The sequence below is a fragment of the Modestobacter sp. SYSU DS0511 genome (genome assembly GCF_054050755.1).
Genome location: NZ_JBJGZY010000029.1, coordinates 1 through 14,123, shown reverse-complemented (window position 1 = coordinate 14,123; position 14,123 = coordinate 1). Strand labels below are relative to the sequence as shown.

14 protein-coding genes are annotated in these 14,123 nt (G+C 75.0%); 10 read left to right on the top strand and 4 right to left on the bottom strand.

The features are described 5' to 3' along the window. Nucleotides 1–36: 36 nt before the first annotated feature. Nucleotides 37–2,118, top strand: coding sequence for a M3 family metallopeptidase (locus ACI783_RS14510; RefSeq protein WP_457141094.1), 2,082 nt, complete (start codon nt 37–39; stop codon nt 2,116–2,118). Nucleotides 2,119–2,209: 91 nt separating this feature from the next. Here the strand turns inward: ACI783_RS14510 and ACI783_RS14505 are convergent, their stop codons facing one another. Continuing rightward, nucleotides 2,210–2,554 carry an RNHCP domain-containing protein gene (locus ACI783_RS14505; protein WP_457141093.1) on the bottom strand — a complete coding sequence of 115 codons (345 nt, stop codon included), beginning with the start codon at nt 2,552–2,554 and terminating at the stop codon, nt 2,210–2,212. A gap of 7 nt (nt 2,555–2,561) precedes the next feature. Further along, complete coding sequence (gene greA, locus ACI783_RS14500) at nt 2,562–3,068, bottom strand: transcription elongation factor GreA (RefSeq protein ID WP_457084756.1); 507 nt, start codon at nt 3,066–3,068, stop codon at nt 2,562–2,564. A gap of 151 nt (nt 3,069–3,219) precedes the next feature. Here greA and mca point away from each other — a divergent pair, with 151 nt between their 5' ends. After that, nucleotides 3,220–4,107 (top strand): mycothiol conjugate amidase Mca, encoded by an 888-nt coding sequence (mca, locus tag ACI783_RS14495; RefSeq protein WP_457084757.1) that lies wholly within the window; start codon nt 3,220–3,222, stop codon nt 4,105–4,107. After that, nucleotides 4,104–4,421, top strand: a complete 318-nt coding sequence (locus tag ACI783_RS14490) for a hypothetical protein (protein WP_457084758.1) — start codon at nt 4,104–4,106, stop codon at nt 4,419–4,421. Before mca ends, ACI783_RS14490 begins: the two co-directional genes overlap by 4 nt. A gap of 125 nt (nt 4,422–4,546) precedes the next feature. On the opposite strand, the gene ACI783_RS14485 is transcribed toward ACI783_RS14490, so the two are convergent. Further along, nucleotides 4,547–5,119 carry an AMIN-like domain-containing (lipo)protein gene (locus ACI783_RS14485; protein WP_457141092.1) on the bottom strand — a complete coding sequence of 191 codons (573 nt, stop codon included), beginning with the start codon at nt 5,117–5,119 and terminating at the stop codon, nt 4,547–4,549. Between the two features lie 124 nt (nt 5,120–5,243). Between ACI783_RS14485 and ACI783_RS14480 the strand changes: the two genes are divergently transcribed. The 3 genes from ACI783_RS14480 to ACI783_RS14470 all read left to right on the top strand — a co-directional run bounded on the left by ACI783_RS14480 (nt 5,244) and on the right by ACI783_RS14470 (nt 9,271). Next, entirely contained in the window at nt 5,244–7,250 is a 2,007-nt protein-coding gene (locus ACI783_RS14480) for a thioredoxin domain-containing protein (protein ID WP_457141091.1), read from the top strand. 46 nt (nt 7,251–7,296) lie between these two features. Then, a complete protein-coding gene (locus tag ACI783_RS14475; RefSeq protein WP_457141090.1) occupies nt 7,297–7,884 on the top strand; it encodes a hypothetical protein in 588 nt (195 codons plus the stop codon). A gap of 136 nt (nt 7,885–8,020) precedes the next feature. Next, nucleotides 8,021–9,271, top strand: coding sequence for a geranylgeranyl reductase family protein (locus ACI783_RS14470; protein WP_457141089.1), 1,251 nt, complete (start codon nt 8,021–8,023; stop codon nt 9,269–9,271). 5 nt (nt 9,272–9,276) lie between these two features. On the opposite strand, the gene trhA is transcribed toward ACI783_RS14470, so the two are convergent. Next, a complete protein-coding gene (gene trhA, locus ACI783_RS14465) occupies nt 9,277–10,104 on the bottom strand; it encodes a PAQR family membrane homeostasis protein TrhA (protein ID WP_457141088.1) in 828 nt (275 codons plus the stop codon). A 115-nt stretch (nt 10,105–10,219) separates the two neighbouring features. On the opposite strand from trhA, the gene ACI783_RS14460 reads away from it, so the two are divergent. The 4 genes from ACI783_RS14460 (at nt 10,220) to ACI783_RS14445 (ending at nt 13,990) form a co-directional block, all read left to right on the top strand. Continuing rightward, nucleotides 10,220–10,999 (top strand): isoprenyl transferase, encoded by a 780-nt coding sequence (locus ACI783_RS14460; RefSeq protein WP_457084764.1) that lies wholly within the window; start codon nt 10,220–10,222, stop codon nt 10,997–10,999. Between the two features lie 26 nt (nt 11,000–11,025). Then, the gene (locus tag ACI783_RS14455; protein WP_457141087.1) at nt 11,026–12,240 is read left to right on the top strand and encodes a DUF885 domain-containing protein; all 1,215 of its coding nucleotides are present in this window, start codon (nt 11,026–11,028) and stop codon (nt 12,238–12,240) included. Between the two features lie 2 nt (nt 12,241–12,242). Then, nucleotides 12,243–12,422: a hypothetical protein gene (locus ACI783_RS14450; protein ID WP_457141086.1), complete on the top strand. Its 180-nt coding sequence runs from the start codon at nt 12,243–12,245 to the stop codon at nt 12,420–12,422. A gap of 269 nt (nt 12,423–12,691) precedes the next feature. Next, entirely contained in the window at nt 12,692–13,990 is a 1,299-nt protein-coding gene (locus tag ACI783_RS14445) for a PhoH family protein (RefSeq protein WP_457141085.1), read from the top strand. Nucleotides 13,991–14,123: the final 133 nt, after the last annotated feature.

Sequence of the window (14,123 nt, the reverse complement as noted above, 5' to 3'; positions counted from 1 at the left end):
GCGGGGGTGCGGCGGGCGGGGCGAGGATGGTCGGTGATGAACACCGTTGACCCGGCCACCTCGCCGGCCCCCGCACCCCTGCCCGAGTCGCACCCCCTGGCGGCGCCGTCCCCGCTGCCCTACCAGCTGCCGCCGTTCGCCGACCTGACCGTCGACCAGGTGCGGGAGGCGCTGCTGGCCGGGATGGCCGAGCAGCGGGCGGAGGTCGCGGCGATCGTCGCCGACCCGGCCGAGCCCACCTTCGAGAACACCGTCGTGGCGCTGGAGCGGTCCGGGCAGCTGCTCGACCGCGCCGAGCGGGTGTTCTCCAACCTGACCTCGGCCGTCTCCTCCGACCGGGTCCGGGAGGTGGAGCGGGAGATCGCCCCGCTCGCCGCGGCGCACGCCGACGCGCTCCGGCTCGATCCGGCGCTGTTCGCCCGGGTGGACGCCGTCCACGCCCGCCGTCACGAGGCGGGTCTCGACGCCGAGGCGCTGCGGCTGGTCGAGCGGTACCACCTCGACTTCGTCCTCTCCGGCGCCGCCCTCGACGACGCCGGCCGCGACCAGCTGCGCGAGCTCAACCAGCGGCTCGCCGGGCTCAACACCCGCTTCGACCAGAACCTGCAGCTGGCCACGGCGGCCGCCGCCGTGCTGGTCACCGACCCGGCCGAGCTCGACGGGCTCTCCCCGGCACAGGTCGCCGCAGCGGCCGGCGCCGCCGCCGAGCGCGGCCGCGAGGGGGCGTACCTGCTCACCCTGGTCCTCCCCAGCGGCCAGCCCGCGCTCGCCCGGCTGGGCAACCGGGAGCTCCGGCGCCGGCTGTACGAGGCCTCGATCACCCGGGCGTCGGCCGGCGAGCACGACAACGGCCCGGTCGCCGCCGAGATCGCCGCCGTGCGCGCCGTGCGTGCCCGGCTGCTCGGCTTCGACACCCACGCCGACCTGGTCGCCGCGGACCAGACCGCCCGGACCTCCGCCGCGGTCGACGCCCTGCTCGGTGAGCTGGTCACCCCTGCCGTGGCCAACGCGCACGCCGAGGCCGCGGTGCTCGCCGAGCTCGCCGCCGCCGACGGCATCGAGCTCGCCGCCTGGGACTGGGCGTTCTACTCCGAGCGGGTCCGCGCCGAGCGCTACGCCGTCGACAGCGCCGCGCTGCGGCCGTGGTTCGAGCTCGACCGGGTGCTCGTCGACGGGGTCTTCCGGGCCGCCGAGCTGGTCTACGGCTACACCTTCTCCCCGCGCCCGGACCTGGTCGGCTACCACCCCGACACCCGGGTGTGGGAGGTCTTCGGCGCCGACGGGCAGCCGGTCGGCCTGTACCTGGGCGACTTCTACGCCCGTGAGGGCAAGCGCGGCGGCGCCTGGATGAGCGCCTTCGTCAGCCAGTCCCGGCTGCTGGGCGCGAGCCCGGTGGTGTTCAACAACCTCAACGTCACCAAGCCCGCGGCCGGCGAGCCCACGCTCCTGACGCTGGACGAGGTGAACACCCTCTTCCACGAGTTCGGCCACGCGCTGCACGGGCTGTTCTCCGACGTCACCTACCCCCGGTTCTCCGGCACCAGCGTGCCGCGGGACTTCGTGGAGTACCCCAGCCAGGTCAACGAGATGTGGGCGCTGTGGCCCGAGGTGCTGGCGCACTACGCCCGGCACGTCGAGACCGGTGAGCCGCTGGGCCAGGAGGTCGTCGACGCGCTCGAGGCCGCGGCGCTGTGGGGCGAGGGGTTCGCGACGCTGGAGTACCTGGCCGCCACCCTGCTCGACCAGGCCTGGCACCGGATCACCCCGGACACCGACGTCAGCGACCCGCAGGCGTTCGAGGCACGGGCGTTGGCCGAGGCCGGGGTGGCCTCCGACCTGGTGCCGCCGCGCTACCGGACGACGTACTTCCAGCACGTCTTCGCCGGCGGCTACTCGGCCGGCTACTACTCCTACATCTGGTCGGAGGTGCTCGACGCCGACACCGTGGAGTGGTTCAAGGAGAACGGCGGACTGCGCCGGGAGAACGGCGATGTCTTCCGTGACCGGCTGCTCTCCCGCGGCGGCTCCGTCGACCCGCTGGGCGCCTTCCGCGCCGTCCGCGGCCGGGACGCCGACACCGGCCCGCTGCTCCGCCGCCGCGGTCTCGTCACGGCCTGAGCGGACTCGAGGAGCCCCGCGGGCGACGCCCGCGGGGCTCCTCTGGCCGGGCCGGCACCTGGCCGCGGTGCGATCCGGCAGGACCGCGGCGTCAGAGCCAGGGGAGCGAGAGCACCAGGTCCAGGTCGTCGGGGGCCGCACCGTCCCGGACCAGCCGGTTGGGCTGGCGGTGGCCGCACGCCGTGCAGCGGTGCACCACCTGCCAGCCCTTCCCCGACTTCTCCACCAGGCCGACCGGCTCCATCGGCGCCCGGCACTCGCTCGCGCGGTCGCCGGGCTTGTCGTCGACGTGCAGCGACCACAGGCACCACGGGCAGTGGTTGCGGTAGTGCCCGTCGGAGTTGGCCGGCACCGGGGTCGAGCAGTGCACGCAGACGAACGAGGTGTTCTCCGCCCGTCGTGACCGCGCGCGACCGTCGTCCACCGTGCTGGTCACCGCTGGGTCAGGGCACGAAGGGCTCGACGGCCAGGACCTTCACGGAGATGTCCTTGCCGTTCGGCGCGGTGTAGGTGACCGTCGCCCCGGGCTCCGCGCCCACGATGGCCGAGCCGAGCGCGGACTCGGGGGAGTAGACGGTCAGCTCCGTCGTGCCGGCGATCTCGCGCGAGCCCAGCAGGAACTTCTCGGTGTCGTCCTCGTCGCCGTCGAAGGCGATGGTGATCACGGTGCCCACGGCGGCCTTCGTGACCGTCGTGGGCGGCTCGCCGACCCGGGCCTTGCGCAGCAGGTCGGTGAGCTGGCGGATCCGGCCCTCCTGCTTGCCCTGCTCCTCGCGGGCCGCGTGGTAACCGCCGTTCTCCTTCAGGTCGCCCTCTTCGCGGCGGTCGTTGATCTCCTTGGCCATGGCCGGACGGTTCGCCACCAGCTCATCGAGCTCGGCGCGCAGCCGGTCGTGGGCCTCCTGCGTCAGCCAGACGCCCTGGTCCTGCTCGTCGGTCGGGGTGGACAAGGATGACTCCCGGTGCTCGTGATGCGACCCCCGGTCAGGGGGCCACCGTGCGGTCAATCCGAGCAACGTAACACCGAAACGTGACCGCACGCACGGTCCTGAGGCCGAGGGGGCGCGTGACGACGCGCGCCGACGGGGGATGATGGTCGGCGTGAGCGAACCGGATCAGCTGCGCCTCCTCGCGGTGCACGCCCATCCCGACGACGAGTCGAGCAAGGGCGCCGCGACCATGGCCAAGTACGTCGCCGAGGGTGTCCGCGTCATGGTGGCCACCTGCACCGGGGGGGAGCGCGGCTCGGTCCTCAACCCCGCGATGGACCGCCCCGAGGTGTGGGAGCGGATGACCGAGCTCCGGATGGAGGAGATGGCCCGGGCGCGGGAGATCCTCGGGGTCGAGCAGGAGTTCCTCGGCTTCGTCGACTCCGGCCTGCCCGAGGGCGATCCGCTGCCGCCGCTGCCGGAGGGCTGCTTCGCGCTCGTGCCGACCGAGGAGGCCGCCGCCCCGCTGGTGGCGCTGATCCGCCGGTTCAAGCCGCAGGTGATCACCACCTACGACGAGCGCGGCGGGTACCCGCACCCCGACCACATCAAGACCCACGAGATCTCGGTGCACGCCTTCGAGGCCGCCGGCGACCCGGACCGTTACCCCGAGCTCGGCGAGCCGTGGCAGCCGAGCAAGCTCTACTACCACATGAGCTTCACGCTGCCCCGGTACAAGGCGCTGCACGAGGCGATGCTCGCCACCGGCGCGGAGTCGCCCTACACGGAGTGGCTGGAGACCTGGGACGAGAGCCGGGACATGTCCCACCGGGTCACCACCCGGGTGCCGTGCGCGGAGTACTTCCCGGTCCGGGACGCCGCGCTGATCGCCCACGCCACGCAGATCGACCCGACCGGGCGCTGGTTCTCCGTCCCGCTGGACGTGCAGACCGACACCTGGCCCACCGAGGACTACGAGCTGGCCCGCTCGCTGGTCGACTCCCCGCTGCCCGAGGACGACCTGTTCGCCGGCGTGCGCACCTCGGAGCGTGCCGCGTGACCGGTGCGCTCGTGGAGGTCCTCGCCTTCGTCGACCAGTCGCCGACGCAGCTGCCCGAGGACGTCGGCAAGTCCGGCCCGCTGGGCCTGCTGCTGATCGTCGTCCTGCTGATCGCGATCATCTTCCTCGTCCGGTCGATGACCCGGCACCTCAAGCGGCTGCCGACCAGCTTCGACCCGGCCGACCAGGTGCCCGACAGCCCCGCCGGGCTCGTCGACGAGCGGCCGGCGCAGGCGCCCGGGGAGGAGCTGCTGGACACCCTGCGGCGTGCCCCGCGGGCCATCGAGCCACCCCGGGACGCCGACCGGGGCTGACCCGGACGGCGTGCTCGTCGTCCTGCTCGGCGGCACCGCCTGGCTGCGGCGACGCAAGGAACGCGAGCCCGACGAGGGAGCCACGGCCCGAGCGCGGCCGAGCGGCTCCCGCCGGGGACGGCGCCTCACCAGCGGTGCGCGACGTCCACGACCAGCCGGACGCCGTCGGGTGACCCCGGGGCGCCGTCGAGCACGAAGACCCGGAAGGGCAGGCGGGCGCGGGTGCCGACGGCCAGTGACGTCTGGCCCTCGAAGGAGCCCGCCCAGGCGACCTGCTCCAGCGTGCGTGCACTCCGGAGGTCGACGACCCGGGCCGGGTCGTCCGGGAGGTAGGTCGCGCCGCGGAACCCGTCGTAGGCCGGCGCCCGGACGACGACCTGCAGGACGGCGCCCCCGTCGACCGGCACCGGCGCGCCGGAGCCCTGGGCGCCGACCTGGTCGACGTAGCGCACGTCGTAGCCGGCCGCGCCGCCCTCCTGCAGGTCGACGACCAGCCGGTCGAAGCAGGGGTGCCGGCCCGCCCGGACGTCGGCGACCTGTCCGGTGGCGCGCTCCGGGCCGACCGTGGCCTCGGGCAGCGACCCCCAGTACAGCCCGCACCAGGGCTCCGGAGCCGCGGATGCGGACAGCGGGGCGCCCAGCACCGTCAGCGTCGTCGCGGCCGCCACCAGTGCGCCGCGCACCCGGGTGCGTGTCATCGTCTACCTCCTCCGTCGGTCCCTGGGGGGGTGCGCCGTCCGGCGGCGCACCAACCGCAGGACACCGGATCGTCATGTCCGGGCACCGTGCGCGTCGCGGGAGCGGAGCGGGTAGGACCACGGGGTGCCGAACCGACTGGCCTCCGCCACCTCGCCGTACCTGCTCCAGCACGCCGACAACCCCGTCGACTGGCGCGAGTGGGGGCCCGAGGCGTTCGCCGAGGCGCGCGAACGCGGGGTCCCGGTGCTCGTCTCGGTGGGCTACGCGGCCTGCCACTGGTGCCACGTCATGGCCCACGAGTCGTTCGAGGACCCGGCGACCGCGGCGCAGATGAACGCCGGTTTCGTCTGCGTGAAGGTCGACCGCGAGGAGCGGCCGGACGTCGACAGCGTCTACATGGCCGCCACGCAGGCGCTCACCGGGTCCGGCGGGTGGCCGATGACCGTCTTCACCACCCCGGACGGCGCCCCGTTCTACTGCGGCACCTACTTCCCGCCCCGGCCGCACCCGCAGCTGCCCGCCTTCCGGCAGGTGCTCTCGGCGGTCAGCGAGGCGTGGGCCGCGCGGCGCGACCAGCTCGAGCGGGCGGGCGGGGAGATCGTCGCCGGCATCTCCGGGCGGCTGGACCTCGGCGACCCGAGCCCGTTGTCGGTCGACCTGCTCGACGACGCCGTCGCCACCCTCGCCGACGCGCACGACGTCGCTTCCGGGGGCTTCGGTGGCGCGCCGAAGTTCCCGCCGTCGATGCTGCTGGAGTTCCTGCTGCGGGCGCACGCCCGGCGGGGTGACGAGCAGACCCTGCGGATGGCCGTCGGCACGGCGGAGGCGATGGCCCGCGGTGGCATCCACGACCAGCTGGCCGGCGGGTTCGCCCGCTACTCGGTCGACGACCGCTGGGTGGTGCCGCACTTCGAGAAGATGCTCTACGACAACGCCCTGCTGCTGCGGGTGTACTCGCACCTGTGGCGGGCCACCGGCCTGGACTGGGCGCGCCGGGTCGCGGACGAGGCCGCGGCCTTCCTGCTGCGCGACCTGGGCACCGCCGAGGGGGGCTTCGCCTCGGCGCTGGACGCCGACACCGACGGCGTCGAAGGGCTGACCTACGTCTGGACGCCGGCCCAGCTGACCGAGGTGCTCGGCGAGGAGGACGGCGCGTGGGCCGCCGCGCTGTTCTCGGTGGCCCCCGAGGGCACCTTCGAGCACGGCAGCTCCACGCTGCAGCTGCGGCACGACCCCGACGACCCGGCCCGGTACGCGCGGGTGCGGGCCGCGCTGACGGCGGCCCGGGCCGCCCGCCCGCAACCGGCGCGCGACGACAAGGTGGTCACCGCCTGGAACGGCCTGGCGATCGCGGCGCTGGCCGACCACGGGGCGCTCACCGGTGACGATCGGCTGGTGGCCGCCGCCCGCCGCGCCGCCGAGCTGCTGCACCGCACCCACTGGGTGGACGGGCGACTGCGGCGCGCCTCCCGGGACGGCGTCGCCGGCGCGCACGCCGGGGTGCTGGAGGACTACGGCGACCTCGCCGAGGGGCTGCTGGCGTTGCACGCGGCCACCGCGGAGGGGCGGTGGCTGGACTGGGCGGGGGAGCTGCTCGCCGTCGTCGCCGACCAGTTCGTCGACGACGACGGTACGTGGCACGACACCGCGGCCGACGCCGAGCCGTTGGTGCACCGCCCGTTCGACCCCGCTGACGGGCCCACCCCGGCCGGCATCGCCGCGGCCGCCGGCGCGCTGGTCTCCTACGCCGCGCTGGCCGGGTCGCCCGAGCACCGGGCCCGCGGCGAGGAGGCCGTGGCGACGCTCGCGCGGTTGGTGGAGCACGCCCCGCAGGCCGCCGGCTGGGCGGCCGCGGTGGGGGAGGCGCTCCTCGCCGGGCCGCTGGAGGTGGCGGTGAGCGGACCGGCCGGCCCGGAGCGGGACGCGCTGGCCGCCGCAGCGCGGGCCGCCACCAGCCCGGGCGCCGTGGTGGTGGCCGGTGAGCCGGACGCGCCGGGGGTGCCGCTGCTGTCCGGCCGCCCCGTGGTGGGGGGTCGGCCGGCGGCCTACGTCTGCCGGGGCTTCGTCTGCTCCGCGCCGGTCGTCGAGGTGTCCGCTCTCAGCGCAGCGATGAGTCCGCTAGAGCTTTGATTACACGATTACAGTCGGGCGCGTCGTCGTTCCCGAGGAGGGCACCGTGCACGCACACCACCACCGCTTCCCACCCGAGGGCTTCCCCGGCCGTGGCCGGGCCCGTGGCCGCGGCGCCGACGCCCCGCCGCCGGTCGAGCGAGCCGAGGTCGCCGGCTGGTTCGCCGGACGACTGCCCGACGACTGGTTCACCGGGCCCGTGGAGCTGACCATCGACCGCGACGAGATCACCGTGGTCGGTGCCGTCCCCGAACCCGACGCGGGGGACGGCGACCCGACGGCGGCCCGCGCCGGGCGGATCGCCCGCTTCCGCGAGCAGACCCGTCAGCAGCGGATGGCGATCGCCGACGCCGCCCAGGCCCGCTACGGCCGCTCGGTGGCCTGGGGCGCCACCTGCGGCGACGTCCGCGATGTCTTCACCACCGTCTCCGTGCCGGTGATGACCCGGCTGCGCCAGCCGGAGCGGCTGGTGCTCGACACGCTGGTCGACGCCGGCGTGGCCCGCTCACGCTCGGAGGCCCTGGTGTGGGCCGTGCGGCTGGTCGGTGAGCACGCCGACGAGTGGCTGGCGGAGCTGCGGGCGGCGATGACGTCGGTGGAGGAGGTCCGCGCGCGCGGCCCGCGGGTGGGCTGAACGCAGCCACCGGCGTCCTGGCTCACCGGGCGTGCTCCTGGCTCACGTCCCGCGCTGAGCCAGGAGCACGCACGATCAGGTCACCTGATCCCGGGCTCGTCCCGGGCCCCCGGCGCCACCAGGGACACTGAACGGCGTGCCGACCACCGCGGAGCCTGCCGAGACCGACGTCCTCGTGGTGGGAGCCGGGCCGGCGGGCTCGGCGGCCGCCGCCTGGGCCGCGCGGTCCGGGGCCGGGGTCGTCCTCGCCGACGCCGCCGTCTTCCCGCGCGACAAGACCTGCGGCGACGGGCTGACGCCCCGCGCGATGGCCGAGCTGGACGCCCTCGGGCTCGGCGACTGGGTGCGGTCCCGCGGCCGCAACCGCGGCCTGCGCGCCGCCGGGTTCGGCCAGGAGCTGCTGCTGCCCTGGCCCGGCGGGGCGCTGCCGGACCACGGCGGAGCGGTGCCCCGCACCGAGCTGGACGCCCGCATCCGCGACGTCGCCGTCGACGCCGGCGCGGTCCCGGTGGACGGCGCCCGGGCGGTGGGCGTCGAGCGGGACGGTGACCGGGTGGCCGCGGTGGTGTTCCGCCGGTCCGACGACTCGACGACGACGGTCGCGTGCCGACGGCTGGTGGTCGCCGACGGGGTGCGCTCGCCGCTGGGCAAGGTGCTGGGCCGGGAGTGGCACCGGGAGACCGCCTACGGCGTGGCCGCCCGGGGGTACGTGCGCTCGGGTCGCAGCGACGACGAGTGGATCTCCTCGCACCTGGAGCTGCGCGGTACCGAGGGGGAGCTGCTGTCCGGCTACGGCTGGGTGTTCCCGCTGGGGGCGCAGGCCGGTGAGGTCAACGTCGGCGTCGGCACGCTGGCCACCGAGAAGCGCCCGGCCGACGTCCGGCTGCGCAGCCTGCTCGAGCTCTACACCGACCAGCGGCGCGAGGAGTGGCAGATCGAGGGCGCCGTCCGGGCGCCGGCGAGCGCGTTGCTGCCGATGGGCGGGGCCGTCTCCGGGGTGGCCGGGCGCAACTGGGCGCTGGTCGGGGACGCCGCCGGCTGCGTCAACCCGCTCAACGGCGAGGGCATCGACTACGGCCTGGAGACCGGGCGCAGCGTGGTCGAGCTGTTCGGCGAGGCCGACTGGTCGCAGGCCTGGCCGGCGACGCTGCGGCGGCACTACGGGGAGGCGTTCTCCATCGCCCGGCGGTTGGCCGGGCTGCTCACCGTGCCCCGGCTGCTCCCGGCGGCCGGACCGGTGGGGATGCGCTCACGGGTGCTGATGACCGTGGCGCTGCGGGTGATGGGCAACCTGGTCACCGAGGCCGACCGCGACGTCGTCGCCCGGGCCTGGCGCGCCGCCGGGAAGCTCTCCCTGGGGCTGGACTCCCGCCCGCCGTTCTCCTGAGCGGCTCAGGTGTACGGGCTGTTGTAGATCACGAAGTACATGGCGATGTAGTGGCAGAGGGCGGCCACGATCGTCATCGCGTGGAAGACCTCGTGGTACCCGAAGGTGCCCGGCCAGGGGTTGGGCCGCTTGCTCGCGTAGGCGATCGCGCCGGCGCTGTAGAGCAGGCCCCCGGCGATCAGCAGCACCAGCGCGGTGACCCCGGCCAGCTCGAGGATGTCGACCAGCACGAACACCGCCGCCCAGCCCAGCGCGAGGTAGATCGGCACGCCCAGCCAGCGGGGGGCGGTCGGCCAGATCACCTTCAGCGCCACCCCGAGCGCGGCCCCGGACCACACGGTGCCCAGCAGCCACCAGCCGGTGGGCTCGGGGACGGCGAGCAGCGCGAAGGGCGTGTAGGTGCCGGCGATGAACACGAAGATCATCGAGTGGTCGGCGCGCTTCATCAGCTTCCAGCCGCGCGGTGACCACCGACGGCGGTGGTAGAGCGCGCTCACCCCGAACAGCCCGAGGATGGTGACGCAGTACAGCGCGACCGGCCAGCCGGCGCGAGCGCCCTGGGCGGCCGCCAGCGGGATGAGCACGGCGCCGGCGATGATGGACCCGAAGAAGGCGAACAGGTGCAGCCAGCCGCGCAGCCGGGGGCGGGTGTCGGGGTGGTCGAAGTCCCTGTCGCCGTAGTCGGCGACGCTCCAGCGGCCGTCCTGCTCGACCGCCTGGACGTCCTGGCCCTCGAGTTCGACGGTGTCCAGCGCCTCGTCGAGCGGGCCCTCCACCTGGGCGCCGTCGGTCTGCACCCGGGCGGGTTCACGACGGTCGGAAGGTGCGCTCATGGGCCGAGGTTACGAAGCCGTAGGTCCGCTGGCATCCCCAGGTGGCTGTGACCTCGCTGTCGGTGTCCGGGCGCGCGTCCAGCCGACGGGCGTGCTGGGTCCTAGGGTGAGCGCCGTGGGGGTGCGAGCGAAGGTCCGGAACGTGCTCACCGCCCTGTACGAGCGCCGGCTGGCGCGCGGCCTGGTCGGCGCCGACACCCCACGGCACGTCGGGGTGATCATCGACGGCAACCGCCGGTGGGCCCGGGCGATCGGCCTGGAGGACGTCAGCGAGGGCCATCGTCGGGGCGCGGACAAGATCGCCGACCTGCTGCGCTGGTGCGACGAGGCCGGGGTCGAGGTGGTCACCCTCTTCCTCCTCTCCACCGACAACCTGCAGCGCCCCGAGCCGGAGCTGACGCCGCTGCTGCGGATCATCGAGGGGGTCGCCTGCGACCTGGCCGGCCCGGACCGCCGCTGGCACCTGCGGGCGGTCGGTGCGCTGGAGCTGCTGCCCGCGGAGACCGTGGCGGTGCTCAAGCAGGCCGAGGAGGACACCCGCGACCGGCCGGGCGCCTCGGTGAACCTGGCGGTCGGCTACGGCGGACGGCGGGAGATCGCCGACGCCGTCCGCTCGCTGCTGGCCGAGCACGCCGCGCGCGGCACGACGCTGGACGAGCTGGTCGAGGTGCTGGACGTGGAGCACATCGCCGAGCACCTCTACACCCGCGGCCAGCCCGACCCGGACCTGGTGATCCGCACCAGCGGGGAGCAGCGGATGTCGGGCTTCCTGCTGTGGCAGACGGCCCACTCGGAGTTCTACTTCACCGACGTCTACTGGCCGGAGTTCCGCCGCGTCGACCTGCTCCGGGCGCTGCGCGCCTACGCCGCGCGGCACCGCCGCTTCGGGAGCTGACCGGAGCGGCTGAGAGACTGCCGGGCATGACCGCCGGCGCCCTCGACGTCCCCCTCGAGTACGTCCGACTGGGGTTGCGCTTCGACCGGCTGGAGCCCGGTTTCGTCGACGCCTACACCGGCGACCCCCGGTTGCGCGCCCAGGTCGCCGACGAGCCGGCACCCACCCCGGCCGGCCTGCGCGACCAGGCCCGGGCCCTGCTGGCCGAGCTGGACTCCGCGGCGCTGCCCACCGCCCGCGCGGAGTTCCTCCGCGGGCAGCTCACCGGGCTGGAGTGCTCGGCCCGGAAGATGGGCGGGGAGCCGGTCGGCTACCTGGCCGAGGTGCGCGCCTACTTCCAGGTCGACGTCGCCCTCGGCGACCCGGCGGAGTACGCCGCTGCGCACGAGGCGCTGGGCGAGCTGCTGCCCGGCAGCGGCACGCTCGCCGAGCGGTACGCGGCGCACCGCCGCCGGGAGGAGTGCCCGCCGCAGCGGCTGGAGGCCGCCGTCCACGCGCTCTCCTCGGCGCTGCGGGACCGGGTGCGCGGCCGGTACGGCCTGCCCGAGGCCGAGACGGTCCGGTACGAGGTGGTCACCGACAAGCCCTGGTCGGGGTTCAACTACTACGAGGGCGACTACCGGTCGCGGGTGGCGATCAACGCCGACCTGCCCCACCGGATGGCCCAGCTGCCGCACCTGGTCGCCCACGAGTCCTACCCCGGGCACCACACCGAGCACTGCCGCAAGGAGCGCGGCCTGGTCGAGCGCGACGCGCACCTGGAGCACACGGTGTTCCTAGTGAACACCCCGGAGTGCCTGATGGCCGAGGGCCTCGCCGACCTGGGGCTGGAGGCCGCGGTCGGCCAGGGCTGGGGAGCCTGGTCCGCCGAGGTGCTCGGCGACCTGGGGCTGCGGTTCGACGGTGAGCTGGCCGAGCGGGTCGCGGCCGCCGCGGCACCGCTGAACCGGGTGCGGCAGGACGCCGCGATCCTGCTGCACGACCGGGGCGCGGACACCGGCGAGGTGATCGACCACCTGCAGCGGTGGGCGCTGGTCAGCTCCGACCGGGCGGTCCAGCAGCTGCGCTTCCTCACCGATCCGCTGTGGCGGGCGTACATCACCACCTACGTCGAGGGCTACGACCTGCTGGCGCGGTGGCTGGCGGCGCGGCCGGCGGGCCAGCCCGTGGCCGACCGCTTCGTCCGCCTGCTGGACGAGCCCCTGACGCCGGCGGTGGTCACCGCCGAGCTCGCACCCTGACCGTGCCGGCCGGACCGACCGCGGGGGAGCGGCGGGCGCTGGGGCTGTGGACGGCGGGTTGGCTGTTCGTGATGCTGGTGGCCGGGGTGCTGTGGCTGGGGGACCTGTCGCTGCAGTGGCCGGTGCTGCTGGTTCCCGTGCTCTGGGCCGTGGTCGCCGTCCGCCCGCGACGCGAGGGCTGACCCCGGCGCGGTGTTTCGGGCAGGCGAACAACCGATGGCGAACGCCGCACGACTCACCCCAAGGCGTGTCATGGCGGCGCTTCCGTCGGGACGAGGGCCTAACGTCCGCAGTGGACGGGGAGCCCGCCTCGCCGTCCACGGGAGGCCCGGTTGGTGCGACAGCGATCGTCGACCAGAGGGGCCGAGTCCCGGCCCCTGCGCCGGGACCCGGTCACCTTCGAGCCGGGGCGCGCGCTGTCCGCAGGGTGGCGTCCCACGGGAGTCGACTCGTGAGCACTCGCCGTCGCACGTACGTCCTCGACACCTCCGTCCTGCTCTCCGACCCGGGCGCGCTGCTGCGCTTCGAGGAGCACGAGGTGGTGCTCCCGCTGGTGGTCATCGGGGAGTTGGAGGACAAGCGGGACCACCCGGAGCTGGGCTGGTTCGCCCGGCAGACGCTGCGCCGGTTGGACGACCTGCGCGTCCGGCACGGCCGGCTCGACGCCCCGGTCCCGGTGGGGGAGGACGGCGGCACGCTGCACGTCGAGCTCAACCACAGCGACCCCTCGGCGTTGCCGGCCGGCTTCCGCAACGACTCGAACGACAGCCGGATCATGACCGTCGCGCTCAACCTGCGGGCCGAGGGCCGGGACGTGTGCCTGGTGACCAAGGACGTGCCGCTGCGGGTGAAGGCGGCCGCCGTGGGCCTGGCCGCCGAGGAGTACCGCGGCCTGGGCGTCGTGGACGCCGGCTGGACGGGCATGGCCGAGCTCTCCCTGGACGACGAGGAGATCGGCGAGCTGTACGACACCGGGTCGCTGTTCACGCCGGCCGCCGCCGAGCTGCCGACCCACACCGGCCTGGTGCTGCTCTCCTCCCGCGGGTCCGCGCTGGGCCGGGTGACCCCGGACAAGCACGTGCGCCTGGTGCGCGGTGACCGCGAGGCGTTCGGCCTGCACGGGCGTTCGGCGGAGCAGCGGGTCGCGCTGGACCTGCTGCTGGACCCCGAGGTCGGGATCGTGTCCATGGGCGGGCGCGCCGGCACCGGCAAGTCGGCGCTGGCGCTCTGCGCGGGCCTGGAGTCGGTGATGGAGCGGCGGGCGCACAAGAAGGTGGTCATCTTCCGGCCGCTGTACGCCGTCGGCGGGCAGGAGCTGGGGTACCTGCCCGGCAGCGAGGGCGAGAAGATGGCCCCCTGGGCGCAGGCGGTCTTCGACACGCTGGGTGCCCTGGTCTCCGGTGACGTCGTCGAGGAGATCCTGGCCCGCGGGCTGATCGAGGTCCTGCCGCTGACGCACATCCGCGGGCGCTCGCTGCACGACTCGTTCGTGATCGTCGACGAGGCGCAGTCGCTGGAGCGCGGGGTGCTGCTGACCGTCCTGTCCCGGCTGGGCGCCAACTCCCGCGTCGTGCTCACCCACGACGTGGCGCAGCGGGACAACCTGCGGGTCGGCCGGCACGACGGCGTGACCGCGGTGATCGAGGCGCTGAAGGGGCACCCGCTGTTCGCGCACGTGACCCTGACCCGCTCGGAGCGCTCGCCGATCGCGGCGCTGGTCACCGAGATGCTGGAGGACCTCCCGCTCTGACGGCCGGTCGCCCGCCCGGCAGCCGGGGGGGGGGGGGGGGGGGGGGGGGGGGGGGGGGGGGGGGGGGGGGGGGGGGGGGGGGGGGGGGGGGGGGGGGGGGGGGGGGGGGGGGGGGGGGGGGGGGGGGGGGGGG

Coding starts and splice junctions, on each gene's coding strand:
- ACI783_RS14455 (WP_457141087.1), top strand. CDS start 11,026: ATGACCGCCGGCGCCCTCGACGTCCCCCTCGAGTACGTCCGACTGGGG.
- trhA (WP_457141088.1), bottom strand. CDS start 10,104: ATGAGCGCACCTTCCGACCGTCGTGAACCCGCCCGGGTGCAGACCGAC.
- ACI783_RS14485 (WP_457141092.1), bottom strand. CDS start 5,119: ATGACACGCACCCGGGTGCGCGGCGCACTGGTGGCGGCCGCGACGACG.
- ACI783_RS14510 (WP_457141094.1), top strand. CDS start 37: ATGAACACCGTTGACCCGGCCACCTCGCCGGCCCCCGCACCCCTGCCC.